Below are 23,752 nucleotides of genomic sequence, written 5' to 3'. Positions count from 1 at the left end.
CCGAAGGTCAATCCGGGAGGGGCGCCTGACGGGGCGTGCCCATCAGCTCCAACGTGCGCAGCGCCACCTGGATGAGCGTCTGGGCGCACGGCTCACATCCACCACCACAGCATCTCGGCCAGTGTCCCTCGGGGTTGCGCAAGAGCGGGCGCACACAGGCCTGGTAGTAGCTGGGGAACTGAAGCTCCGCGCTGGCCCGGGCGAGCGCGGCGTCGAGGTCGGTCGGGGCGGAATCGGTGACGTCGGACACGCCCCGCTTCATAGCAACCACTGCCCCGCGGGGCATCCTGGCGCCGCACCCCACCCCGGAGGGCAGTGACACTTGCCAGAAGCTTGGGTGTTCCAGCGCCCAGAAACAGGCGCGCACGCGCGAAGACACAGGACACCCCATGGACAGCAGACGGCACGCGACACGGTTGGGCATGACCCTCCTCTGGGTACTCCTCGCGGGCTGCGGCGACGGCCCCTCCATCCAGGGGAACGGCACCTGGACCGAGGAGGCCCGTCAGCCGGGCGCATTCCTGGCGCTGTCCGTGGAGGACGACATCGAGGCCACCGTCGTGGTGGACCCGGAGCAGCCCGTCGAGGTGCGCGTCCTGGGAGACGAGAACCTCGTCGCGCGCGTGCGCACGAGGGTGGAGGACCACCGGACCCTGCGCGTCTCCTTCCCCGGCAACTGGACGTCCAGCCATCCGCTCCGCGTGCAGGTGCGCGTCCCCGTGCTCCAGGCGCTCTCACGCTCGGGGTCAGGCTCCGTGGAACTCCGTGGAGACGTCACCGGCCGCACGTTCGAGCTGGAGGCCAGCGGCGGCGGCGCGGTGAAGGCCGAGGGCCTCGCCGTGGACAACCTCCTCGTCGACCTGAGCGGAGATGTGGACGCGAGCCTCCAAGGCACCGCCGCCCGGTTCCAGGGAAGCCTGTCGGGCGACACCCGGCTTCAAGCCCGGGAGCTGGCGACGCGGGACGCCACGCTCACGGCCAGCGGCAGGTCCCACGTCCGCATGCACGTCTGGGGCACGCTGGGGGTCAACGGCTCCGGCGCCGTGGCGGTGTACGTCTCCGGGAGCCCCCAGGTGCTGTCCTCGAACATGAGCGGCGGCGCGTCGCTCACGCTCGAGTAAGTCCTACCCGCGCACCTCCACCTCGTGGACCTCCCGGCTGACTTCGCGCGTGGACACCTTCACGTCGAGGAAGTGCGCCATCGTGTCGATCTGCGTCCGCGCGTGGCCATCCAGCGGCAGCGTGCGGAAGCTGCCGCCTCGGGCGAGCGCGAGCAGGAGCAGGAGTTGATCACACAGGTGCTCGCCCACGGGCACCTCCGCGTCGAGGTACTGCTTCGCCTCGCGCGCCACCTCCTCGGCCACGTGCTCGGCGGCCCGGCCGCGTGAGCCAAACGCGGTGAAGACCTCGGTGACGTGCTCGCTCTCCACTTCCACGCGCAGCACGTTGCCCGGCCCGATGCCGCGCTTGAGTTCGTTCGGGTGCAGTTCGTCCGGGCGCAGCTTGAGGATGTCCGCCACCGTGTCCAGCTCGCGGCGCGCGACGTCGAAGGGGATGCCCGACACCGTGGCCACCGCCGCGCGGCGCACCACCCGCCCGCGCTCCAGCAGGTGCAGCGGCTGGAGCTTCGCGGGGTGCACGTCCACGCGGAAGCGGCCCCCTCCGGCAGGGAAGAAGCCGGGGCGATCCAGCGTCGCCTCCACGCGCGGCCCCATCCGCTGGACGAGTGGCAGGAAGGCCTTGGACAGGAAGTCGAACGGCGGCGCCGCCGGGTTGTGCGTCCCACCCTCCAGCCGCAGGGACGACGGGCCCTCCGCCAGGAGGAGCGCGGGCAAGACGGTCTGGAGCACCAGCGTGGCGCTGCCCGCCGAGCCCACCGCGAAGTGGTAGTTGCCCGCCGCGAGCGCGCGCGGCTCGAACGTCAGCTCCGGCGAGCCCAGCTCCGCGCCGGAGACCTCCGCCGCGCCCACCGCCTCCGCGGCCTTCACGGCGGTCAAGTGCTGGCGCAGGAGGCCGGGCTTCTCGCGCCCGGCGCGGATGTTCACCATGCGGAACGGCGTCCGCGTCACCAGCGACAGCGCCAGCGACGTGCGCAGCACCTGCCCGCCCCCCTCTCCCTTGGATCCATCAATCGTCAGCATGTCCTGTATTCCTCCGCCGCCCTTCACGCGGGTGCAAGTCCTCTCCTGAAATAGCGGCGCCCGCTCCCCCAACCTGGCGACCTTGCGGTCTCGGAGGGAGCGGGCGCCTCGGCATTGTCATCCCGGCATGGAACCCTCCGCGTTGGGCAGGTGAGCAAAGGGTGGGACTACCCCTTCACGCACACGACCTGCTTGAGGGTGTGGACCACTTCCACCAGGTCCGCCTGCGCCGCCATCACCGCATCGATGGACTTGTAGGCGCCGGGCGTCTCGTCAATCACATCCACGTCCTTGCGGCACTCCACTCCCGCCGTGGCCTTCGCGTGGTCATCCAGCGTGAAGCGCTTCTTCGCCGCCTCACGCGACATCGCCCGGCCCGCGCCGTGGCTGCACGACTCGAAGGCGTCCGCGTTTCCCTTCCCGCGGACGATGTACGAACGCGCTCCCATGCTCCCGGGGATGATTCCCAGGTCCCCGGCGCGCGCCCGCACCGCGCCCTTTCGCGTCACGAAGCAGTTCTTCCCGAAGTGGTGCTCACGCGAGATGTAGTTGTGGTGACAGTTCACCGCCGACTCGGACAGCTCGAACGGCGGCAGCTCGTTGCAACGCTGCAGCGCCTCCACCGCGGAGCGCAGCATGAGCTCGCGGTTCATCGCCGCGAAGTCCTGCGCCCATCCCACCGCGAACACGTAGTCGTCAAAGAGCGTCGTTCCCTCGGGCAGGTACGCGAGGTCCGCGTCCGGGAGGTTCACGAACCAGCGACGCATGTCCTCCTTCGCTCGCTCGATGAAGTAGCTCCCGATGCGGTTCCCCACCCCGCGGGACCCCGAGTGCAGCATCAGCCACACGCCGTCGGACTCATCGACACACAGCTCGATGAAATGGTTCCCGGTTCCCAGCGTTCCCAGGTGCCCCAGCTCCGGGCCTCGGCCGATGCGCGGATGCTTGGCGACGATGGCGTCGTATCCCGTCACCAGCTTCGCCCACGCCTCCTGGTGACCCTTGGGGGCCACACGCCACGCCCCTCGGTCATTGGGGCCACCGTTATCGGTACGGCCGTGCGGCACCGTCCGCTCGATGGCCGAGCGCACCGCCTTCAGCGAGTCCGGGAGCTGATCCGCGCGCAGCGTGGTGCGCACGGCGATCATCCCGCATCCGATGTCCACACCCACCGCCGCCGGGATCACCGCGCCCACCGTCGGCACCACGCTCCCCACCGTGGCGCCATAACCGCGGTGCACGTCCGGCATGGCCGCGACCCACTTGTGGATGAACGGCAGGCCTCGGAGGTTGCGCAGCTGCTGCTTCGCCTCATCCTCGAACGGCACCCCCACCGTCCACGCCTTGATGGGGCGACCCGCCTCGTCCGACAGCACCTCGTAACCCATGTTCTCGCGGCTCATGTCCTTCACCTTTCGTCGTCCGCCGGGCGCTGCGTCCCAGTCACGGGGGAGGCCTAGAGCAGCCGGCGTGCCAACCGCGCTCCCGAGGGAGGCGCTGGAATGAGGCGCCGCAATCCTATCCATTGGGATAAAGTCCTATCCTCATGGCTCAGAAGACGCGGGCGCGCAGGACGGTCGTGCTGGGAATGCTCGGGACGACCCTGGACACGGGACAGGGGCCGCACCGCTGGACCAAGTGGCGGCCCACGGTGGCGATGTGCCAGCAGGAGGACCTGGTGGTGCACCGGCTGGAGCTGCTGCATCCGCCGAGCGCCGGGCTTGTCTGCGCCACGGTCCAGGCGGACATCGCCCAGGTGTCGCCGGAGACCGAGGTGCGCGCCACGCCGCTCGACATCCGCGACCCGTGGAACCTGGAGGAGACCTACTGCGCGCTGCTCGACTACGTGCGCACCTATTCCTTCCAGCCCGAGGAAGAGGACTACCTCGTCCACATCACCACCGGCACGCACATCATGCAGATCTGCATGTTCCTGCTGGTGGAGAGCCGCCACATCCCCGGCAAGCTCATCCAGATGACGCCCGGCACGGGGAGGGACCGCAGTGGACCGGGCACGCACACGCTCATCGACCTGGACCTGTCTCGCTATGACGCCCTGGCCGCGCGCTTCCGCGAGGAGCAGCGCGAGGGACTCGCCTTCCTCAAGGCCGGCATCGACACGCGCAACACCGCCTTCAATCGGCTCATCGAGCGCATCGAGCAGGTGGCGCTCCAGTCGCGCGCGCCCATGCTGCTCACCGGCCCCACCGGCGCGGGCAAGTCGCAGCTCGCCCGCCGCATCTTCACGCTGAAGAAGACGCGGCGACAGGTGAGCGGACCGTTCGTGGACCTCAACTGCGCCACGCTGCGCGGCGACGCCGCCATGTCCGCGCTGTTCGGCCACGTGAAGGGCGCCTTCACGGGCGCGCTCGCGGACAGGCCGGGGCTCTTGAAGCAGGCGCACGGCGGCGTGCTCTTCCTGGATGAGATTGGCGAGCTGGGCGCGGACGAGCAGGCCATGCTCCTGCGCGCGCTGGAGGACAAGCGCTTCCTCCCGGTGGGCGCGGACAAGGAGGCCGAGAGCGACTTCCAGCTCATCGCCGGCACCAACCGCGACCTCCTGGCGGAGGTGGAGCGCGGGCGCTTCCGCGAGGACCTGCTGGCCCGCATCAACCTGTGGACGTTCCGCCTGCCCGCGCTGCGTGAGCGCCCGGAGGACATCCCGCCCAACCTCCAGTTCGAGCTGGAGCAAGCCTCCCAGGCACTCGGCTCCCGCGTGACGATGAACAAGGAAGCGCAGGCGCACTTCCTCCGCTTCGCCACCTCTTCCGAGGGCCGCTGGTCCGGCAACTTCCGCGACCTCAACGCCGCGGTGCTGCGCATGGCCACGCTCGCCTCGGGCGGCCGCATCACGCGGGACGTGGTCGATGAGGAGCTGGAGCGCCTGCGCGCGAAGTGGCAGCCCAGCGGCACCGTCGCCGCGGGCTCGGACCGGGTGACCGAGGTGCTGGGCGCATCGCTCGCGGCGGAACTCGACCGGTTCGATCGCGTGCAGCTCGAGGACGTGCTCGGCGTGTGCCGCGCGGCTCGGTCGCTCTCCGATGCGGGGCGCTCCCTCTTCGCGCGCTCACGGGCCCAGAAGAAGAGCGTCAACGACGCGGACCGACTCCGGAAGTACCTCGCGCGCTTCGGCCTCACCTGGCAGGACGCCAGTGGCCGTGAGGAGAACGCTCCCGATGATGGGTGAAGTATTGATTATCCGGATTTCCCGCTAGCCTCCCGAGCGCAACACTTCCCCTGGAGGCAGCATGCACACGCACAGCGCACGTCGTCTTGGAGTCCTCGCCCTCATCCTGGCCGCCGCCCTGACGGGCTGTGGTGGCCCCGTGACGCCGTCGGATGAAGCCCCCCAGGTGGGCCAGACGGAGCAGGGCGTGCAGTACTGCGACATCGCCACGGGGCTGTACTGCACGAGCCCTGGCACGACGTGCGTGTTCCATTCCTGTCTGTCCCGCTGCGACGCTGGCGGCTCGGCGTGCTCCTCGGGGTTCAAGTGCTGCCCCGGCGAGTTCGACCCGAACACCGGGGTGGGCTCCGCGCCGTACTGCGCGAAGACCTGCCTCAACTGAGCACGATTTCTGAGCAAGGCTCGGTGACGACACCGGGGCGCGGGGAGCTGCGATTTCTCGCCGTGCTCCGGTGACATCCGCGCGCGGGCGCGGTGTTCCACGCGGTGGCCCCGTGAGCCGGACGGGCTGCCGGTGGGACCCGTCATGCGCCTTCCTCTCCACCTCTCGCCTCGCCACCTGGCCGGACTCGCCGCCCTCGTGGCGCTCGCCCTCCCCGAGGGTTCCGCGCAGGCGCGAGAGCCCGACAACTTCATCGCGACCAGCGTCCTGTTCTCTTCCTCGTCCCGGCAACGCGACGTCTCGACCCGCCACGTCTCGCCCACGCTGAGCGCGGGGTTTCGCGTGGGGGAGCAGAGCCAGCTCCGGCTCGACTGGGGCCTGCCCTACACCTCGATGGCACCCGTCGGGGAGCGGCGCTGGAAGTCGATGGGGCCCTCCAACCTCCTCGCTGGACTGAACACCACCTTCACGGCCGCCGACCTCGCGTTCTTGCGCGTGGGCATCGCGGTGGCACTGCCCCTCGCGTTCCATGACCGGGGCCGCGAGGATCGCCAGGCGCCGGCCGTCTCCGAGGACGCGAACTACACCACCGCGGCCGCGGTCCGAGGCAGGACGGATCCATGGCTCTGGGCGCTCGACACCACCTCGGTGGTGGTGCCCGTGGCGGTGGGGTTGGACCTGCCCGGACTGCGACTGGAGGCGGACGCCGCGCTGGGCATCCTGCTGCCCGTGTCGCGCGACGCGGGCGGCTCGCGCTTCGTGCTTCAAACCGGAGCAGAGGCCGCCTTGGGCCTGTTCTTCATCGAGCCAGGAGTGCGCGCCTGGTGGGTCTCCTCACCGCGCGAGGCGCTCGGCGACCTGGGCCGGCGCGACCGTGACGGCCAGCTCTCCATCGAGCCCTTCTTGAGACTCGGCCTGGGCGGCGGCTTTGTCCGCGCCGGCGCGCGCTTCAACCTCGATGGCCCCGAGGGGAAGCGCGCACCGGGAGGTCGCGGGTGGGCGCTCGACCTGAGCGCGGGCGTGGGCTTCTAGCGGATCAGATAGAAGGCATCCTGCCGGGGCACGAAGAACTTGAAGCCCTCGTCCGTGAGGTAGGCCGGATCCTCTTCCATCACATACACCGTCTGCCCATCCCACTCGGGCACCGCCGTGGCGGTGTTCAGCTCGACCGCGATGTACGAGCCCTTGCGCAGCACCTTGGGTGACTCCTTCCGAGCAGCGGAGCGGAAGTCGATGGCCGCCCCCAAGGCATGGCCCTGGTTGCCGAGCGGATGGCTGTACACCATCGCCGTGATGCCCTGCTGGCGCATGTCCTCCATGGTCGCCGTGTACACGTCCGCGGCCGAGCGCTCCGGCCGCGACTCCTTGAGCATGAGCGCGTCCTGGAGCGCGTGCGTGTTCGCCAAGGCCTTCTTCAGTCCCGCCGGGACGTCCGTCTCGCCCTCGCGCAGCACGTAGGCCATCTTCTGCCAGTCGGTGTTCAGGCCCATGTGGGTGATGCCGAAGTCCACGTGCACAAGGTCGCCGCGCTGGATGACGACGTCCTCGCGAGCCACGGCCAGGAAGCCTCGCGCCGTGCTCTTCTCCTGCCCTCGGCGCTGAACGCGCACGTCGGGCTGGAACCAGGTGCGCACGTTCGCGGCCCAGAGGGCGTCATAGAGCCAGCGGCGCACCTCGCCCACCGTCGTCTTGCCCGGCACCACCACCTCGTTGGAGAGCGCGCGGCGCGTGAGCGACTCGGTGAGCGCCACCATGCCCCGGTACGTCTCCCACTCCTCGGGCAGGCGCGTGTCCAGGTACTCCTCGATGAGCGGCTCGGCGCTCACGAAGCGGCTTTCGGCTTGCGGGCCCAGCGCATCCACCAGGAACTGATAGCTGTCGCGCGTGAGGCTGCGGGTGACGCCGCGCTTGCCGCCCGTGCCCAGGGCAATGGCGCGCGGGTGATAGCGCGCGTCCAGCGCCTGGAGCTGGGCCTGCGGCGTGGTGTTCTCAGGAGGCAGCTCGAAGAAGCGCGCGAGCGCCTCCTCTCCATAGCCCGACAACGCCACGCGCTTGAGGCCCGCGTCGCCCGCGTCCACGAAGACGAAGATGTCTCGGTTGCCAGCGAAGGGCAGCGGCGGCGCGATGTGGGCCGTGAGCGGATCCTCGTGGAACTCCTCGTTGACGATGATCCACATGCCCACGCCGTGGCGGCGCATCATCTTCAGCAGGAGCGCGTGCCGCTTCTCCAGCCACGACTCACGCAGGGCGAGCTGCTCGGACCAGGACGCCAACACGGGTGTCTCGGGGGCCGGCTCCACGGACCGGACTGGCGCGGTGGCGCACGCGGCGCCCCACAACACCAGCGGCAGGGCCGCGACCTTCCAACGGTGCATCGGGGGACTCCTTGTCGGGATGGAGCCTCACCCTAGCTGCAAACAAACCGAGTTCCCCCGCTCCCAGAGTCCTTGGTGACTCCAGGAGCGGAGGACCTGGGGCGCAATCTGCCCTGTTCCCCTACGGCCCTCTGACTCCAGCCCGCCCCTTGGGCTCGGTCCCCCTCCCTCCGAGCCCGACGCCTCCCACGCGAAGTTCCGCGCGGCCCGACGACGGCGACAGCGGCCATCCCCCGATGGCGCACCCGCTGGAGCGGAGGAAGCGACCTCACGCGCCAAGTGCTTCAGTAACTGGCGATCCGGCACTCCAGGTCGTCCTCTGGGGAAAGCACCTCGACCTCCTCCACCTCGACTTCCATCCCCCCGATGGAAGGCTCATCCCAAAGCTGGCACCTCATCGCCTGCCCCCCGCCCCCCCGGGCATCCCACCCCTGCTCACCGTCCCGCCCGCGCGCATCCTGAGAACCCGGTGCCCACATCCCAACAACACCGTGGCCCAACGCGTCATGGCTGTACATCACATCCCCCCACTGCTGGATCTGGTGGCAAGCCCCCCAACCGACGCCGCCCCGCCCTTCTCTGAATTAAACGCGCATCGGATATTTCCTTGGGTCCCCGGCGATAAACATTCACGCGGATCCGCGCACGGCTCGTGGCTCGCATCGCTCGTGACTCCAAGCAAAGCCACCAATCCGACACATCCAAATCAAAACAGAAAATCAAGAACACACTGACGACACGCAGAGGAGCGCGCGCCTTGTCGCAGCGGTTGTCGCCCTTGGCCGAGACACCGCGCGAGGCGCCTGGGCGCGGACCGGACGCCGCACATTCGCCCCGGGGAAAGTGTCTCCGTCACCGGCCGATGGCTCAGCGTGTCGACACCGGGATGTCTCGAGCGTTCACGAACCCAGCGCGTGTCTCACCGGGGTCTCGCAAGCGGCTGTCACGACGGAGCGCGCGGTGACGTGCTCGGTGCACGTCCGGGCTTCACGTCGGTGGGGAACGGCCCCGCCCCTCTGGAAGCAGCACAGAGGGACGGAGGTCGCGCGCTGCGCGGCGACTACGCGCCGGACGTGGGCGTGGAGGCGCCGTGCGACCGCACCTTGCCGCTCGACGTGGGCGACGTCGCCACAAGTCCCGGATTCTTCTCGGGAGGGACATCCTTCGGATCCACCATGTTCTGCCCGCCGCTCCCCGAACCCTTCGAATCGATCGCCATGTGATTCCCCCCGGGAAGGCCGCCGCGAGCCGACTCCATGCCGGGCTCCATCCGTGGCCTTCTGGCGAAAAGAACGCCGTGGGTTCGATTTCTTGGCGTTATTCGAACAGTAGGACGTGCGAGACCCAGGTCGCGGTCGGATCCGCCGCCAGCCAGCGCTGCCGCTCGTCACGCAACACGATGGCGGGATGCGCGCCCAGGCGGATGCGCTCGCGCACGGACTCGAAGAAGCGTCCCGCCGAGTCCGGCACGGGCTCCGTCGAGGCCAGCACCGCGCGCGCGCCCGCGTCCATGAACGCCACGGGGAGGCTGAAGGACTCGTGCGGAAACGGCCACGCGCGCGCCGCGCCACACGCGGCGAGCAACACCAGCGGCGAGCCGGTCAGCTTTCGGGCTCGGACATCCGCGGCCGTGAGCGCATAGCGCCCATCGTCCTCCGGTGAGAGCACCACGAGCGAGGCATCCGAAAGCTCCGGGCTGAAGAGGCCATGCGCGTGGATCTCCACCTCTTCCGCGGACTGCATCTCGGCCAGCACGCGCGAGGGCGTGGCCTGCGCGCCGCGCAGCTCGATGCGACGCGGATCCTCGCCCCCGGGTGACTCCAGCGGCGAGAGCTTCGGCAGCCCCAGCGACGAAGGCGCCTCCACGCCCGTCACCACCAGATGCGCCCCGGAAGGCGCGGACGCGCGCGGCCCCGTACCACTCACCCGATAGCCCCACGCGACATCCACGGGCAGCAATCCCGCGAGTCCCTGCACCGGCGGCAGCGCCAACACCTCCACCCAAGGGCAGCCGCGCAGCGCATCCTGAATCGACGCGGGCACGAGCCCCGAGGCGTCCTGACCGAGCGGCACCGTGCGCCCCGCATCGGTGTGGCCCAGCCACTGGCCGTTCGCGCCGCGCGCGGCGACCACCGTTCGCTCGGACTGAACCATGACGGCCAGCACGCAGCGCTCGGGCACCTCCACGCGGAGCGCCGCGCCCATCAACGCCAGCACCTCACCGTGCGCGCTCGCCTTCCCGGCATCCGCCACCAGCGCGCCATAGGCCCCCCGCCGCGCCTTGCGCGCGTCCGTGTCTTCAGGAAGCAGCTCCGCCTGCGAGATGGCGCTGTGCAGCAGCCTTCGCCCCAGCGGCGGCTCACGCTCCAGCTCGAACTGTCCCTCGATGAGGCTCAGGAGTGACTGCTCGCCGGGAGAGGGCCGCCCCTCGCGCACTAGCGCGAGTGTCCGCTCCAACCACCGCGCGTCGTCGGGCCCTCGGCCCAGCCGAGCGAGATCCGCCAGCACCAGCGCGCCCGGTACGCCCAGCGCCTGTCCACAGCTGGCGGCCTGCTCCAGCTCGCGGCGCGCCTCGTCCGGACGGAGATCCAACCAGGCCAACTGCGCGAGGTTGCGGTGCACGAAGGAGCGCTGCTCGCAATCGTCGGGCATCCGCGCCAACGACTCCTGCAAGAAGGCGCGCGCGCTGGCGGTGCTGTGGCGATAGCGCGCGATGATGGAGAGCTCCTCGAGGAACTGCTGCTCCAGGTTCCACTCCCCCAGGTCCTTCGCCCAGCGCCATCCGCTCGAGGCGTGCTCATACGCGTCCGCGGGGCGATGCAGCGCCACGTACAAGTCCACCAGCCGCTTCTTCAACGTGAGGCAGCGATAGGCCAGCCCCGCGCCTCGGCACTCCTTCAGCGCGGCCAAGAGGCGCGACTCGGCCTTCCACCACTGCGAGGCCTGGCTCTCCTGTCCTGCCAGCTCTCGCTCGGAGAGGAGCTGGAGCCACGGGTCGCGCGAGGCCTGGGCAATGCGCGTGAAGTCCTCCAGGTGCGTCCCCACGCGCCCCGCGTAGACGAGCGCGCCCAGGTATAAGTCGTCCTCTCCGGAGCGCCGGAGGGTCTCCACGAGGACGTCCTTCGCGGGGTGCGCGCCGAGCACCAGCTGGGCGTACTCGCGCGCGAGGGGACCGCGCTTCTGGAAGTCTCGGGCCGCCACGCGCTGCACGTACTCGCGCAGCACCGCTCCGCCCTGCACGCCGTCCAATGCCTCCGCCAGGGGCAATAAACGAAGCGCCGCGTCCCGGGTGGGCGCGGCGCGCACGGCGTCGTAGAAGTTCAGTCGAGCGATGCCCGGCTGGCGCCGGGCTTCCTCAAAAGGGAGGGGAACTCCCGCGTCCGTCATCAGTCCACGTGTCGACGCGTAGGCTTCTTCGAAGGCGCGCGCGCGCCGCATCGTGCCTTGTCGCAGGGCGCGGGCTCGCACCGCGGCCTCCTCCGCCCAGCCCGGCTCGCCTTGCTTCGCCACCGCGTCGAAGGCCTCGGCGGCCTGGAGCGTCAGCCCCAGCTCGCGCAGCACCAGGGCTCGGTTCCACAGGCTCTGGGGATGCTCGGGCCGCTGCCGCAGCACCCCGTCCAGCAGCGCCAGCGCCTCGTCGAACTCGCCCTGCTCCATCGCAATCACGGCGCGGTCGCAGTCGCGGTCCAGTGACGGCGGCGAGCGCTGGAGGAAGTCCGCCGCCTGCCGCAGGTCCTTGCGCACCAGGTACGCCGCCGCGATGCCGTGCAGGTCCCCTCGGTCCTGGAGGTCCGCCAGCTTGCGCAGGGGCAGCGGCGCGCGCGCCGCCTCCGGGCCCACCTCTCCGCGCATGGGCACATAGGGATGGTGATGATCCGCCGCGCCGTACGCCACGCGCGCTTCCAACGTGCGCGTGGACGCATCCGCCAACCACACCTCCGCCGGGAGGTCGCGCGGCCCGCGCGTCATCACGACGACGGCCGCGAGCCCCGCCGCCAGCGCGAGCCCGGCACCGAGCCGCCAGCCCGCCGCGGGCGACCACTTCGGAGAGCGCTCGGGCCGCACCAAGGGGACGACGACGGCGGGTTGCGGCTCAGCGGGTTGCGGCTCGGTGGGCTGCTCACGCTCGACGGGGACATCCCGCAGCGCGTGCATGCCGAGCACCTCCAACTGCATGGCGTCATGGAGGCCGGAGGCGCACTCATCACACTGCGCGAGGTGGTGACGGAAGTTCTCCTCGTCCACCGACCCCAGCTCCCCATCCACGAAGAGGTACAGCCGTTGACACTGGGCACTCATCTCGGTCCCCCGCCTCCATCGCCGCCGGTCAGTGGCAACAACAGGTCCCGCAGTTCCTTGCGGGCCTGGAAGAGCCAGCTCCCCACGGTGCCCTCTGGCACCCCCATCTGCTGCGCGATGGCGCGATAGCGCTTTCCGGCGACGTGCAGCTCATAGGCCTCGCGAACGCGAGGGTTCGGCAACCGGGAGATGGCCGCACGAAAGTCGTTCTCGCTGATGTGCTCCCACACTTCGCCCGAGACGTCGTCCGGGCTCACCGTGTCGGTGCGCAGCAGCCGCAGCTTCGGCTCCTCCATCACCTCCGTGCGCCGACGGCGACAGAGGTCGAGGAACCGGTTGTTGAGCGCGCGGCACAACCACGCGCGACACACCGGCTCGGGTAGAACCTTGAGCGTGCCGAAGTGCCGCAAGGCGCGCTCCAACGTCTCCTGGACCAGGTCCTCCGGGTCGATACCGCCCTGGCCGCACAAGCGCTTCGCCAGGGACAGCAGGACAGGCCGGAGTTCGCGCGCGAACTGCTCGAAGCCACCGTCGTGGGTCACGCCGGCACTGTAGGCCACATGGGCCTCCGCCGCCGTCGCATTGAGATGCACCCGCATTCGAGCCCGCGCCCTCCCTCAGCCCCCTCCTAACGCGCGGCCCCTAAATCCTTGGGCCACCGGAGGACATGCTTGGGAATCACAGGCATGACGGCGCCTTACGGCGTCCGTCACGCGGCTTCGTGCGCGCGGCCTGGACTCGCCTGCTCGCCGCGCGTCCGGTTACTCCACCCGGACGGCGGTTCGGACCCACTCCAGCAATGCGCCCGGCTCGCGTCGCGCCGCGCCCGACGAAGCGCTACCCCGACCATGTGTCTCGGAAGCACACCGTGCCCCACCTCGCCGCGTGCCCCGCGATGGGTGCTCGGGCGCTTCGTCGGGGCCATCCCAGCGCGCCACCGCGTCGAGGTCCTTCCTCGAATCCTCTGGCCCCGCGCTTCCTGGGCGAGGCGTGTCCTCACGGACCCGCCGCTCCGCCACCGCGCGCTCGCGGGCCTCGACGTCGTCCAGGGCCAGTCGCGCCAGCACCTCCAGTTGGAGCATCTCCAGGAACCGCTGGCCACACGCCTCGCAGTTCCCGAGGTGTCTCCGGAAGTGGCGCTGCGCCCGCGCATCCAGGAGTCCGTCGAGGAAGGAGCGGAGGCGCGCGCACGCGGGGCTCATTGCTTCCTCTGCTGGCGACGCGCCTCGGCTCGCTCGTGCAGCTTCTCGCGCAGGCCCTGTCGCGCATGGAACAACCACGTGCCCACCGTCCCCACGGGCGCGCCCAGCCGGCGGCCAATCTCCGCGTGGCGCAGGCCCTGGCAGCGCAGCTCGAACGCCTTGCGCTGGTTGTCCTGAAGCTCCGAGACGGCCTCGCGCAGCTCGTCCTCGGTGATGAACTCCCACAGCTCGAAGTCTCCGGCTTCCGGATCCACGAAGAGCTGGTGCACGTTGGTCAGGTCGATGATGCGCTCGGTCTCCGCGCCCTGGCGCCGGCAGCGGTCGAGGAAGCAGTTGCGCAGCACGCGCACCATCCACGCGCGCCGCGCCGGCTCGGGCCAGGTCTTCAGGCGGTCCCAGCGCAAGAGCACGCGCAAGAGGACGTCCTGGACCAGGTCATCGCAATCACTCGCGCGGCCTCCGCTGATGGTTCGTGCGATAGGCAACAGAACAGGTTGGTAACGGATGGCGAATGCCGCGAACTCCTCGGAGGCCTTTTCGGAGGTTTCTGACATCGGGAGGCCCTCCCTCTCCCCTCAGAACGCCATCGGCTGAAATCCTTTCATTACCGAACCCCTGACGTCAGGGATTGTCCTGACGCGTGACACACAGACTGGAAGACTGTGCCCTGGCTTCATCCTCAACCATGAAAACACAGACATCCTTGCAGGTCAGGTTCAGTTCACGACGCCGCGGCGGACAATGGGAGCGGCGGGGTGAGCGGGAGGATCACCCAGAAGCAGGCGCCGCCCCAGGCTTCGGCCTGGCCCGCGCGCACGCTGCCGCCGTGCCGCTCGACGATGCCTCGCGCGATGGCCAGTCCCAGGCCTGTCCCAGGGCGCGGCCCCTCCCGCTTGCGCCCCGTGACGAAGGGTTGGAACAGACGCGGCAACAGCTCGGGTGGGATACCAGGGCCGTTGTCCTCCACCCAGACATGGAGGTGCTCATCCCTGGGCTCACATCGCACCCGCAGCCTCGGAGCTGCGACCTCGCCCAGTGCGAGCAAGGCATTCTCCAGAAGAATGACAAACACCTGGTGGAGCTGCGCCTGGTCCGCCTCCAGCTCCAACCCCTCGCTGGAGGGAGGCGTGAACTCGACCTCGGGCGCCAGGGGCCCCAATCCCTGTCGCGCGGTGGAGTACGCCAGGGCGACGGTGGCGGCGACATCCACGCGACGCGGCTCCAGCGGGCGCGGGCGGCCATAGCGCAACAACTCATCCACGAAGTGGCTGGCGCGGGAGATCTGCTCACGCATCGCGCCGAGCGACTCCGGGTCCAGGCCCTGGCGCTCCAGGAGCTTCAGGTGCGCGGCCAGCACGCCCAGGGGATTGCGCACTTCATGCGCCACGGCCGAAGTGAACTGGCCCAGCTCGGCCAGCCGCGCCGACTGGTCGGCCCGGGCCTCCTGCACGGCCAGGGCTTCGACCAGCTCGGTGGCGCCAGCTCGGCCCTTGAGGATCCGTCGCCCCAGCCACTCCTGGAAGCCCTGGCGCACGGGCTCGAAGGCCAGCGCCGCGAGGACCAGGAGGAAGAAGGCGCCCAGCCGGAACTCGGCCAGGAACGGCTCACCCGAGCCCGCCAGCAACGTCAGCACGCCGAAGAGGAAGCCGGCGGACAGCAAGGCGGCGATCGCCGAGTACACGAGGCTGCGCTCCAGGAGCCGCCGATCCGACGCGGGTTGGTGCGCGCCAATCACTCGCGCCAGCACCAGCAGCGAGGCGAGCACCAGGTACATGCCCAGCGGCACCGCGCGGCCCGCCGACAGGAGCAGCGCGGTCCCGATGCCTCCCGCGTACGCGAGCACGCCCGCGATGCCGAGGCTGAAGAGCAGCTTGCGGCGCTCGGGCGACTCGGCGCGATAGGCGCGCCCCAGGTGCACCAAGGGGACGGTCGCGGCGGCGACGGCCAGCCCCATGCTCGGCCAGAACAGCGGCCCGCGCCGCATGGCCAGCGGCCCGTAGAGGGCATCGGGCATGGAGGCGCCCAGCGCGGTGATGACGGCCGCCACCGCGTAGGCCAGCGTGAGCAGCCGATACGAGCGCTGGCGGGTGACGTCGTAGGCGGCGTGCAGATAGCCCGCCGCGATGAAGGCCCCGACGGCGACGAAGCGCTCCCCCAGCCACACCATGCGGGGGATGCAGAGCAACAACAGGGCAGCACTCCACAGCGCGGTGGCCAGACAGAAGAAGGCCAGGCCGCGCGCGTTGCGTCCTCGGAGCACGGCGGTGGACCCGAGGAGCAGCGCCACGGAGAGCACCGGCACGAGGCTGTAGGCGAAGAGAGGCCCCATGCGCGGCAGTCTGTCAGACTCCCGAGCCGCGCGGCTCATCCCGCCTCCAGGAGCCCCTCGGTGACTTCCTCCACCGAGCCGGCCACGGACTGCAGCAGCCCCACCAGCTCCGCGTCCGGCCTGCCCGCGAAGCGCAGCAACTGCAATCGCGCCCCCATCTCCTCCAGCTGGAGCACCACGCGCTCCAGGTCCGCGCTGGAGCGCTCATGCATGGCCCGCAGCCGCTCCATGTCGCGCAGCCTCGCCTGCACGCTCTGCACCCGAGGGTCCTCGGCGGTTAGGCCGCGCCGCCCCAGCGCCTCCAGTTGAGCCGTGGCGGCGCTCTTGTCGAACTCGGGCGTGGCCAGGAGCGCGGCCATCTCCGCCGCGCGCGCCTCCATGCGCCCCACCGCCTCCACCAGGGCTCGCAGCCGCGCCATCTCCGGCCGGAGCACGTCCGCCGCGAGCCCCTCCACCCGTTGCAGCGCGCTCAACAGCCGCGCCTTCGCCGTGCTCGCGACGCGCCCGTCAGCAAGCCCCCGAGAAACAGCCGGGCGTTGAGACGCCAGCAGGAAGGGCGCGAACACCGGCCAGAATAACAGGCCCGTGACGAAGGTGACGACGCGTCGGCTCGCGCCTCGGCCCTCCTCGCGCAGCACGAGCGCCACCGCGACCACGCCTCCCAGGAGGAAGTAGATGACCCCTGTCTCGACGATGCCCATGACGGCCTCCCTTCACGACCACTTCCCGAACGCCTCGCCCAGCCGCCAGAGCGCCACCGGCGCCACCGCCGTGTAGACCGCGCCCCAGGCCAGGACGAGCCGCCGCAAGAAGCCCGCGCGCCGCTGATGGGTCATCGGCAGGTGCCCGGCGAGATGGACGAAGCCGCGATAGACGGCGGCCACGCCCCACAGGCCCACGAAGAACGGCAGCACCACGCCCATCCCCATCACCCAATCGGGCGCGATCGGCAGCCCCAGCACCGAGCCCAGCACCCACGCGGCATAGAACGGCAGCGCGCCCAACAGGAGCACCGACGCGGTGGTCTGTCCGCGCAGCGCCTGCGCCGTCACCAGGCGGAAGGACGCGTCCAGCCCCGACAGCTGCGTGTAGAAGTAGAACGACGGCAGACACACGCAGAGGGCGCCCAGGAAGGCCCCCGTGAAGGCCAGCGGCAGCCACGCGAGCGGCACGCCCGCCTGGAACCACGTGGGGACGTACTCGGACGGAAGGAAGCGCGCGCCCAGCCCCAGCACCGCGCCGTGCGTGGCGAGCCCCAGCACCGACAGGCCCAGCATGCGAGGCAGCAGCTCCGGCAGCGCCGACTCCTCGCGCAGCACCTGATGGAAGCGCTGCTCACGGCGCAGCACCAGGTCCAGGATGCTCGGGATGGGGAGGCCCGACTCCAGCTCGCGAACCTCGGAGGACTGCGCAGGGGTGAGGCGGGGAAGCGGCGAGGACGACGCGACGGCGTTCAAGGTGTCCATGACATGGCTCCGAAGGACGGCGGCTCAGGCGTCGAAGTGGAAGAGAGAGAAGAGGGCCATCAGCTCCGCGCCGATGACGCCGACAAGGCCCACCCAGATGGCGGCGAAGAGGGCGCCCCGCTCGGGCTCGAGCGCCTTCATGGTCCGAAGGAAGACGTCCACCATGCACAGGCCGACGCCCGCGAAGACGACAAGGTTGGCGCCCACGCGCGCCCAGGGAAACGGCAGCGCCAGCCCGAAGAACCAGGTGATGGGCACGCTGGCCAGCAGCGCCAACGAGCCGAAGCTCACCGTCGCCAGCGCCGCGAGCAACGTGGTGGAAGCATCCAGTCGCGAGCCGAGCGCCGAGTTGAGGATGTAGAGCGCCGGCAGCGCCACCGTCCACGCGAGCCCCGCGGCCACGGGCGCCTTCACCGCGCCCAACAACATGCCGCCCCATCCCTCGTGCAGCCGCATCACCATCCCGTAGAGCGCCACGCCCACGATGGCGGTCGCCACCAGCACGGGGAAGACGAGCACCGGTGGAGCCTCGGCGGCGGCGCGGGCGCGATCCCTCCAGCGCAGGGTGAAGGCCTCGGGGCGGCGCAGCGCCACGCCAATCTCAGACAGCGACGCGTTCAGCTGGGAAAGGAGGTTCATCGAAGGTCCTCGGGTGGGTGTCACGCGCGGCGACAAAGCAGCGCCCGTGCCACGCGTCCGCCCCGCGACGTTCCGCGCACTTGCGCTCGCAGGAGCCCCCGGACCGACACACGGGTTGACGGTGGCCGTCACCGAGGTTGACGGCCGTGCGGCCCCTCGCGACGTACCCTTCACAACGGACGCGCGCTGGTCCAGGCTGCGCGCCCAGGTCCGGGGCCGCGAGGGGCGCGCCCCTTCCACGCAGGGAGTCCTCGCAGTGCGGTCCTTCGCCATGGTCGCGTCCGGCGCCATCCTCTGGGGGTGCTGGTCGCTGTTCCTCCGTTCCACGGGCCTCACCGGAGAGCAGATCGCGCTCCTCGCGCTGCTGGCCATGTCGCTGCCGGCCCCCTTCCTCCTGCGGCGCGAGCCCCTGCGAGACCGACGCGCCACGCTGGCGCTCGCGGCGGTGGGACTGGCGGACGCGGGCAACACGGCCCTCTTCTTCGCCGCGGTCCAGCGCGGGCCCGTGGCGGTGGCGGTGCTGTCGCACTATCTGGCGCCGCTGCTCGTGGCGCTCGCGGCCCCGTGGGTGCTGCGCGAGCCCCGCTCGGTCCGCGCGCTGGTGGCGGGGCCCGTGACGCTGCTGGGACTTGGGATGCTCATGGTGCGTCCCGGGGGCGGCTTCTCCGCGATGACGGCGGCCCTGGGCGCGGGCAGCGCGCTCTTCTACGGAGTCATCATCCTGGGCAGCAAGGAGGCCACGCGCGCGTGGTCTCCCCTGGCCATCACCTCGCTGCACGCGCCACTGTCCATGGTGGCGCTGCTCTGCGTCTTCGGGCGCGGCGCCCTGCCTCCGGCGCTGGATGTGAACGTCGCGCGCGTGCTGGCCGGAGGCCTGGTGTGCGGCCTGGGTGGCAGCATCCTGTTCAACGCGGGACTGCGCCGCGTGCCCACCGCCGCGGCCGGAGCGCTGACGTACCTGGAACCCCTCACCGCGGCCCTGCTCGGCTGGGCGTGCTTCCAAGAGGCCCTGACGCCGGTGGGCGTGGTGGGCGGAGTCCTCGTGCTGGCCGCGGGCGTGTGGGTTGCCGCCGGGTCGCGCGAGCCCTCGACGTCGCCGGCCCCGGCCCCCGCACCGTAATCCCCTGGAAAACTCGCCCCTTTGCCCTATCCTCCCCGCACCGCCGTATGCCCATGGAAACCGCCGCCAACAGCCGTGAGTACCGCGTGGTCTTCTTCTGCCCCGCGTCGAGCGCCCGGCTGGAGCGGCTGGAGGTGCCCGTGCGCCGGCTGCTGTCTCGCATCCAGGCACCGCCCGCGGAGCTGGCGCCGCTGACGGAAGCAGGCGCGCTGACGGAGGCGGGGTGGCAGGTGTACCTGGTGCGCTCGTTGACGGAGCGCTCGGCGGCGCAGGCCCTGGCCGCGTATGTCAGCGAGGCCACGTGCGCGCTGGCGGCCGAGGTCGACGCGGAAGTGCTGGGCCTCTACGTGGACGTGTCCGGGGACTCGGCGCGCATCTGCCGCTGCGGCCCCGAGGAGGGCCCGGAGACCTTCGCCGGACGTCGGCAGGCCGCCCTGTCGCGCACCGCCGAGTGGCTGGAGGTCGCCCCGGGTAGCTTGTCCGCCCTCTTCCATCTGGACGCGCCGGACGCCGAATACGAACCGGACGAGGATGATCGCTTCGTCGAGGAGAAGCTGCGCGAGGCCCGCGCCCTCATCGAGCGGTACCGTCAGGCGAAATGAGGTCGCGGACCCCGGAGGACCTCGCCGGGCGCTGCCCGCGTTGCTACCTGCCCACTGCCTTGTGCCTGTGCGCGGAGCTGCCCTGCGTCGTCACGCGCACGGAGCTGCTCATCGTCCGCCACAACAAGGAGGCGGAGAAGTCCAGCAACACCGCGCGCATGGCGGCGCTCGCCCTGCCCCGCTGCCGCATCCTGCCGTACGGCGCGCCGGGGAAGCCCTTCGATGCCTCGGAGCTGGAGGCGCCCGACACGTGGCTGCTCTTTCCAGACGCACAGCCGCCCGAGCCCGGCGCGCCCCTGCCCAAGCGCCTCGTCGTGTTGGATGGGAGTTGGGGCCAGGCGCGGCGCATGGCCCAGCGCCTGCCCGTGCTGCGCCGGCTGCCCGGACTCCGGCTGCCTCCGCCGCTTCCGGACTCGCGCCGCCTGCGCCGTCCGCCGCATCCCGACGGGATGTCCACGCTGGAGGCCATGGCCGGCGCCATCGGCCACCTCGAAGGCGAAGAGGTGGCTCGGCCGCTCTATGACCTGCACGAGCTGATGATCGACCGGGTCCTCACCAGCCGCGGACGGCTGGGTGGGAACTGGGACTGAGCCGCGCGCCTAGCGCAGCACCTTCTTCATCTCCGCCGCGAACGGCGTAGGCTCCAGGAAGCCGGTGACGCGGGGCTTCTCCAGCACCGTGCCATCCGCCGACACGAACGCCACGGTGGGCAGCCCCTCCACGCCCAGCCGCTCCATCAGCGCGTCGAGCGAGTCCTCGCTCTGGGTCGCGTCGATCTTGATGGTGAGGAAGCGCCCCGACTCGGCCTCGGTGATGACCTGGGTGGAGGGGTAGGTCTCGCGATCCAGTTCCTTACAGGCCGCGCACCAGTCAGCGAAGAAGTCGATGAGCACCGGGCGCCCATCCGCCTTCGCCTTCGCGAGCACCTGCTCGAAGTCCTGAACGGAGAACGTGGCCTTCTTCTCCGGCATGACGTGGTGCCAGGCGAACATCGGCGCGCGCGGCGCCTCGGTCCAGCCCATGCGGACCCACAGCGCCCCGGACGGGCTCGCATCCAGCGCGCCGCCCCGAAGCACCAGCGCGCCCACCACCAGCAGCACGCCCGCCGCCTTCCAGGCGAACTCGCGCGAGCCCTCCTTGAACGAGCGGTGCACCGCGCCCAAGAGCACGCCCACGGAGGCGAGCACCGCGGCAATCAGCGTCCCCGGCATCCGGCCCACCTGCGAGCCCAGCGCCTTCACGGCGTCGCGCGCCCAGGGCATCGCGTCCTTCACGTAGGAGAAGGCCAGCGCCACGAGCACGATGCCCAGCACGCTCTTCACCCACTCCATCCACACGCCGCTGCGCGGCAGGCGCACCGTGAAGACGCCGATGAGGAAGAACGGCACGCCGATGCCCAGCGCGTAGACGAAGAGGAGCGCCGCGCCCAGTGTCGTATTGGCGGACTTCGCCACGAAGGCCAGCAGGCCCGTGAGCACCGGCCCCGTGCACGGCGCGGCCAGGAAGCCCGACACGCTGCCCATGAGGAACGCGCCCGCCACGCCCGCGCCACCCACTGAGTTGAGCTTCGTCTGGAGCGACGACGGCAGCGCCAGTTCGAACGCGCCGAACATGGAGGTCGCGAGCAAAAGCAGGAACGCCGCCAGCCCCATCACCACCCAGGGGCTGCCCAGCATCGCGCCGAAGGCCTGGCCCGTCTTCGCCGCCAGGATGCCCAGCGCGCTGAACACCACGCCCATGCCCACGATGTACGCCGACGTGAGGACGAGCGCGCGACCGCGCCCCTCCGTCTTGCGCGCGCCGAACACCGACACGGTGATGGGGATGAGCGGATAGACACAGGGCGTCATCGCGGTGAGCAGGCCGCCGGCGAACACCACCGCGGCGCCCACCGCGAAGCTGCCGGACTCGAGGAACTTCGCCGCGTCCAGGCCCGTGCTCGGTCCCGTGGGCAAGAGCCACGGAACCACCATCACCGCCACACCGGCCAGAAAGGCCACCAGTCCCAGCTTCTTTGTATCCATGCGTCCCTGGCTCCCGAGGCTCGCTCGCGGCCCGTATCTATACGCGGGGCCCCTCGTCCCGGCTACTGCGCCGGTGAAGCAGCCGAGGGGGCAGGCACCTTCAGCCCCGCCGAGCGTGCCAGCCCCATGACGCCCTCCACGGCGGCGGCGATGTACCCAAACGGGTTGGCGCCATCCACGGCCGTCACGTGCACTTCGCCCATCTTCTGCTGGAAGGCCGCGGCCACCTGCGGGAGCTGCCGCGCCAACGTCATCTGGATGACCTCGGGGCTCACCGTGTTCTCGATGTCGCGCAGCGCCCGGGCGCGCGACAGCTCCAGCTCGTGCTGCGCGCGCGTCTTGCGCACCTCCAACTCGGTGATGGCCGTCTCCGCCTCGGCGATGGCCTGCTTCGCCTGCATCACCTGGAGCTGCGCCTTGAGGCGCTCCGCTTCCTGGAGCGACTCGGCCAAAAGGCCCTCGTGGCGAGCGGCCATCTGCTCCTGCTCGCGGCGCATGCGCTCGAGCGCCATGAGCGCCAGGGCGTTCTGGGCCTCCTGCTCGCGCTGCAGGCGCTCCAGCTCCATCTGAGCCTTGGCCGCCTCGGTCTCCTGCGCGAGCCGCAGCTTCTCCAGCTCAATCTGCGACTTGGCGCCCTCGGCCTCCTTCGCGAGCCGCAGCTTCTCCAGCTCGATCTCGGCCTTGCCTCCCTCGGCCTCCTTGGCGAGCCGCAGCTTCTCCAGCTCCAGCTTGGCGCGCGCCCCTTCCGCGGCCTTCTCGCGCTCCACGCGCTCCACCGCCATGCGCGCCCGCGCGGCCTCCGTCTCCTGCTCGCGCTCCAGCTTCTCCATCTCCACCTGCGCGCGGCCCACCGCGAGGTGCCGCTCGCTGGCGACCTTGGCCTCGACCATGCGCGCCTCGGCGGCGAGCAGCTCCAGCTTCGCCTTCTCGTCGGCGGCCTGCTTGCGCTGACGCACCTCGTCCTGCGCGGCGAGCTTCGCGATGGCCAGCTCGCGCTCGACCTCTGTCTGCTCCTGCTGCGCCTTGCGGTCCTGCGCCAGCTTCGCCTCCGCGACGCGCGCCTCCACCGCGAGTTGCTCCAGCTTGGCCTGCTCCTCCGTGGCCTGCTTGCGCTGGCGCACCTCGTCCTGCGCCGCGAGCCGCTGGAGGTTCCACTGGCGCTCGGCCTCGGTCTCCTCGCGCCGGACGAAGCGCTCTTTGGCCAGCTCCGCCTCGCGCGCCTGTCGCTCCTGCTCGCGGCGGTAGCGCGCCTGCATGTTCTCGAAGACGGTGGAGGACAGGACGCGCACGTCCTGGATCTCGATGGTGTCCAGCAGCACGCCCCAGCCGGTGTCCGTCCGGTCCTCCACCCGGCCGTGCCCCGACAGCACCGGAGCAATCTCGCGCACCAGCTCCGCGGCGATGCCCTCCTTTCGCCGCGACAGGCACTCCTCCACCGTGAGGTTCGCCACCAGCCGTCGCGCGGCGCCCACGAACATCTCGCGCAGCAGCTCCGCGAGCTTCTCCTGCGCGCGCTCCGGGTAGGAGAAGTTGAGCATCCGGAAGGCCACCAGCGGATCCGCGATGCGGTACACCGCCAGGCCCGTCACCTGCACGCCCACCTTCTCGCTCGTCACCTGATCCGCGGTGAACTGGAGCCGCTGGATGCTGGTGGGCACGATGGCCACCGAGTCCCCCGGCCACTTGAAGCAGCTGGCGCCCTGGCCACTCACCTCGCGCACCCGGCCGCGGCGCATGTGGATGAGGAACTCGCTGGGCCGCGCCGTCACGAGCCCCCAGCGCTTCACCTTGTCCGGATCCTCCGCGGGCTTCCCGGCGCGCCACCCGTCCGTGTAGCGGGGCCGCTCGGAGAGTCCCCCTCCCTCCACCCGGGCCAGCTGGGGCCGCCCCATCCCATCGCCGTCGGAACCCGTGCTCCTCGACTGCTGCTTCACGTTGGCGCTCATGCGTGCTCCCTCCACGCACGGCCCAATGCAGGCGCCCGGC

Annotated in this window: 22 protein-coding genes; 7 read left to right on the top strand and 15 right to left on the bottom strand. The window is 70.7% G+C overall.

Annotated elements, in window-relative coordinates:
• Positions 1 to 7: 7 nt before the first annotated feature.
• Entirely contained in the window at positions 8 to 262 is a 255-nt protein-coding gene (locus tag JGU66_14775; protein ID MBJ6762036.1) for a hypothetical protein, read from the bottom strand.
• A 127-nt stretch (positions 263 to 389) separates the two neighbouring features.
• On the opposite strand from JGU66_14775, the gene JGU66_14770 reads away from it, so the two are divergent.
• The gene (locus JGU66_14770) at positions 390 to 1,121 is read left to right on the top strand and encodes a DUF2807 domain-containing protein (protein MBJ6762035.1); all 732 of its coding nucleotides are present in this window, start codon (positions 390 to 392) and stop codon (positions 1,119 to 1,121) included.
• A 3-nt stretch (positions 1,122 to 1,124) separates the two neighbouring features.
• On the opposite strand, the gene JGU66_14765 is transcribed toward JGU66_14770, so the two are convergent.
• Positions 1,125 to 2,141, bottom strand: coding sequence for an RNA 3'-terminal phosphate cyclase (locus JGU66_14765; GenBank protein ID MBJ6762034.1), 1,017 nt, complete (start codon positions 2,139 to 2,141; stop codon positions 1,125 to 1,127).
• A gap of 167 nt (positions 2,142 to 2,308) precedes the next feature.
• Positions 2,309 to 3,529, bottom strand: coding sequence for an RtcB family protein (locus JGU66_14760; protein ID MBJ6762033.1), 1,221 nt, complete (start codon positions 3,527 to 3,529; stop codon positions 2,309 to 2,311).
• Positions 3,530 to 3,687: 158 nt separating this feature from the next.
• On the opposite strand from JGU66_14760, the gene JGU66_14755 reads away from it, so the two are divergent.
• From JGU66_14755 to JGU66_14745, 3 genes are all read left to right on the top strand, one after another.
• Positions 3,688 to 5,328, top strand: coding sequence for a sigma 54-interacting transcriptional regulator (locus JGU66_14755; GenBank protein ID MBJ6762032.1), 1,641 nt, complete (start codon positions 3,688 to 3,690; stop codon positions 5,326 to 5,328).
• A gap of 61 nt (positions 5,329 to 5,389) precedes the next feature.
• Positions 5,390 to 5,710, top strand: a complete 321-nt coding sequence (locus JGU66_14750) for a hypothetical protein (GenBank protein ID MBJ6762031.1) — start codon at positions 5,390 to 5,392, stop codon at positions 5,708 to 5,710.
• Positions 5,711 to 5,854: 144 nt separating this feature from the next.
• Positions 5,855 to 6,742 (top strand): hypothetical protein, encoded by an 888-nt coding sequence (locus tag JGU66_14745; GenBank protein MBJ6762030.1) that lies wholly within the window; start codon positions 5,855 to 5,857, stop codon positions 6,740 to 6,742.
• Here JGU66_14745 and JGU66_14740 read toward each other — a convergent pair.
• The 10 genes from JGU66_14740 to JGU66_14695 all read right to left on the bottom strand — a co-directional run bounded on the left by JGU66_14740 (position 6,739) and on the right by JGU66_14695 (position 18,020).
• Positions 6,739 to 8,085, bottom strand: coding sequence for a M24 family metallopeptidase (locus JGU66_14740; protein ID MBJ6762029.1), 1,347 nt, complete (start codon positions 8,083 to 8,085; stop codon positions 6,739 to 6,741). The genes JGU66_14745 and JGU66_14740 overlap by 4 nt on opposite strands.
• Positions 8,086 to 9,145: 1,060 nt before the next feature.
• The gene (locus JGU66_14735) at positions 9,146 to 9,304 is read right to left on the bottom strand and encodes a hypothetical protein (protein ID MBJ6762028.1); all 159 of its coding nucleotides are present in this window, start codon (positions 9,302 to 9,304) and stop codon (positions 9,146 to 9,148) included.
• A 98-nt stretch (positions 9,305 to 9,402) separates the two neighbouring features.
• Entirely contained in the window at positions 9,403 to 12,384 is a 2,982-nt protein-coding gene (locus tag JGU66_14730) for a CHAT domain-containing protein (protein ID MBJ6762027.1), read from the bottom strand.
• On the bottom strand, positions 12,381 to 12,983 hold the full coding sequence (locus tag JGU66_14725; protein ID MBJ6762026.1) for an RNA polymerase sigma factor: 603 nt from the start codon (positions 12,981 to 12,983) through the stop codon (positions 12,381 to 12,383). Before JGU66_14725 ends, JGU66_14730 begins: the two co-directional genes overlap by 4 nt.
• A gap of 162 nt (positions 12,984 to 13,145) precedes the next feature.
• Entirely contained in the window at positions 13,146 to 13,586 is a 441-nt protein-coding gene (locus JGU66_14720; protein ID MBJ6762025.1) for a hypothetical protein, read from the bottom strand.
• Entirely contained in the window at positions 13,583 to 14,140 is a 558-nt protein-coding gene (locus JGU66_14715; protein ID MBJ6762024.1) for an RNA polymerase sigma factor, read from the bottom strand. Before JGU66_14715 ends, JGU66_14720 begins: the two co-directional genes overlap by 4 nt.
• Before the next feature lie 167 nt (positions 14,141 to 14,307).
• Positions 14,308 to 15,915 carry a HAMP domain-containing histidine kinase gene (locus JGU66_14710; GenBank protein ID MBJ6762023.1) on the bottom strand — a complete coding sequence of 536 codons (1,608 nt, stop codon included), beginning with the start codon at positions 15,913 to 15,915 and terminating at the stop codon, positions 14,308 to 14,310.
• Positions 15,916 to 15,950: 35 nt separating this feature from the next.
• Positions 15,951 to 16,616 carry a hypothetical protein gene (locus JGU66_14705; protein ID MBJ6762022.1) on the bottom strand — a complete coding sequence of 222 codons (666 nt, stop codon included), beginning with the start codon at positions 16,614 to 16,616 and terminating at the stop codon, positions 15,951 to 15,953.
• Positions 16,617 to 16,628: 12 nt separating this feature from the next.
• Positions 16,629 to 17,381: a hypothetical protein gene (locus tag JGU66_14700; protein ID MBJ6762021.1), complete on the bottom strand. Its 753-nt coding sequence runs from the start codon at positions 17,379 to 17,381 to the stop codon at positions 16,629 to 16,631.
• A 24-nt stretch (positions 17,382 to 17,405) separates the two neighbouring features.
• Positions 17,406 to 18,020, bottom strand: a complete 615-nt coding sequence (locus JGU66_14695) for a hypothetical protein (GenBank protein ID MBJ6762020.1) — start codon at positions 18,018 to 18,020, stop codon at positions 17,406 to 17,408.
• Positions 18,021 to 18,276: 256 nt separating this feature from the next.
• Here JGU66_14695 and JGU66_14690 point away from each other — a divergent pair, with 256 nt between their 5' ends.
• The 3 genes from JGU66_14690 to JGU66_14680 are packed head-to-tail and all read left to right on the top strand — an operon-like array spanning position 18,277 to position 20,332.
• Positions 18,277 to 19,140 (top strand): EamA family transporter, encoded by an 864-nt coding sequence (locus tag JGU66_14690; GenBank protein ID MBJ6762019.1) that lies wholly within the window; start codon positions 18,277 to 18,279, stop codon positions 19,138 to 19,140.
• Positions 19,141 to 19,193: 53 nt separating this feature from the next.
• Positions 19,194 to 19,742 carry a hypothetical protein gene (locus JGU66_14685; GenBank protein MBJ6762018.1) on the top strand — a complete coding sequence of 183 codons (549 nt, stop codon included), beginning with the start codon at positions 19,194 to 19,196 and terminating at the stop codon, positions 19,740 to 19,742.
• Entirely contained in the window at positions 19,739 to 20,332 is a 594-nt protein-coding gene (locus tag JGU66_14680) for a DTW domain-containing protein (GenBank protein ID MBJ6762017.1), read from the top strand. The genes JGU66_14685 and JGU66_14680 overlap by 4 nt, the downstream gene beginning before the upstream one ends.
• A gap of 9 nt (positions 20,333 to 20,341) precedes the next feature.
• Here JGU66_14680 and JGU66_14675 read toward each other — a convergent pair whose 3' ends face one another.
• A complete protein-coding gene (locus JGU66_14675) occupies positions 20,342 to 21,766 on the bottom strand; it encodes a thioredoxin family protein (GenBank protein MBJ6762016.1) in 1,425 nt (474 codons plus the stop codon).
• A 62-nt stretch (positions 21,767 to 21,828) separates the two neighbouring features.
• Complete coding sequence (locus JGU66_14670; protein ID MBJ6762015.1) at positions 21,829 to 23,712, bottom strand: SPFH domain-containing protein; 1,884 nt, start codon at positions 23,710 to 23,712, stop codon at positions 21,829 to 21,831.
• Between the last annotated feature and the right edge of the window lie 40 nt (positions 23,713 to 23,752).

This window comes from Myxococcaceae bacterium JPH2, from assembly GCA_016458225.1.
Taxonomy (GTDB): Bacteria; Myxococcota; Myxococcia; order Myxococcales; family Myxococcaceae; genus Citreicoccus.
Note: the sequence above shows the minus strand (reverse complement) of the source record. Positions and strands in the feature narration are given on the sequence as shown.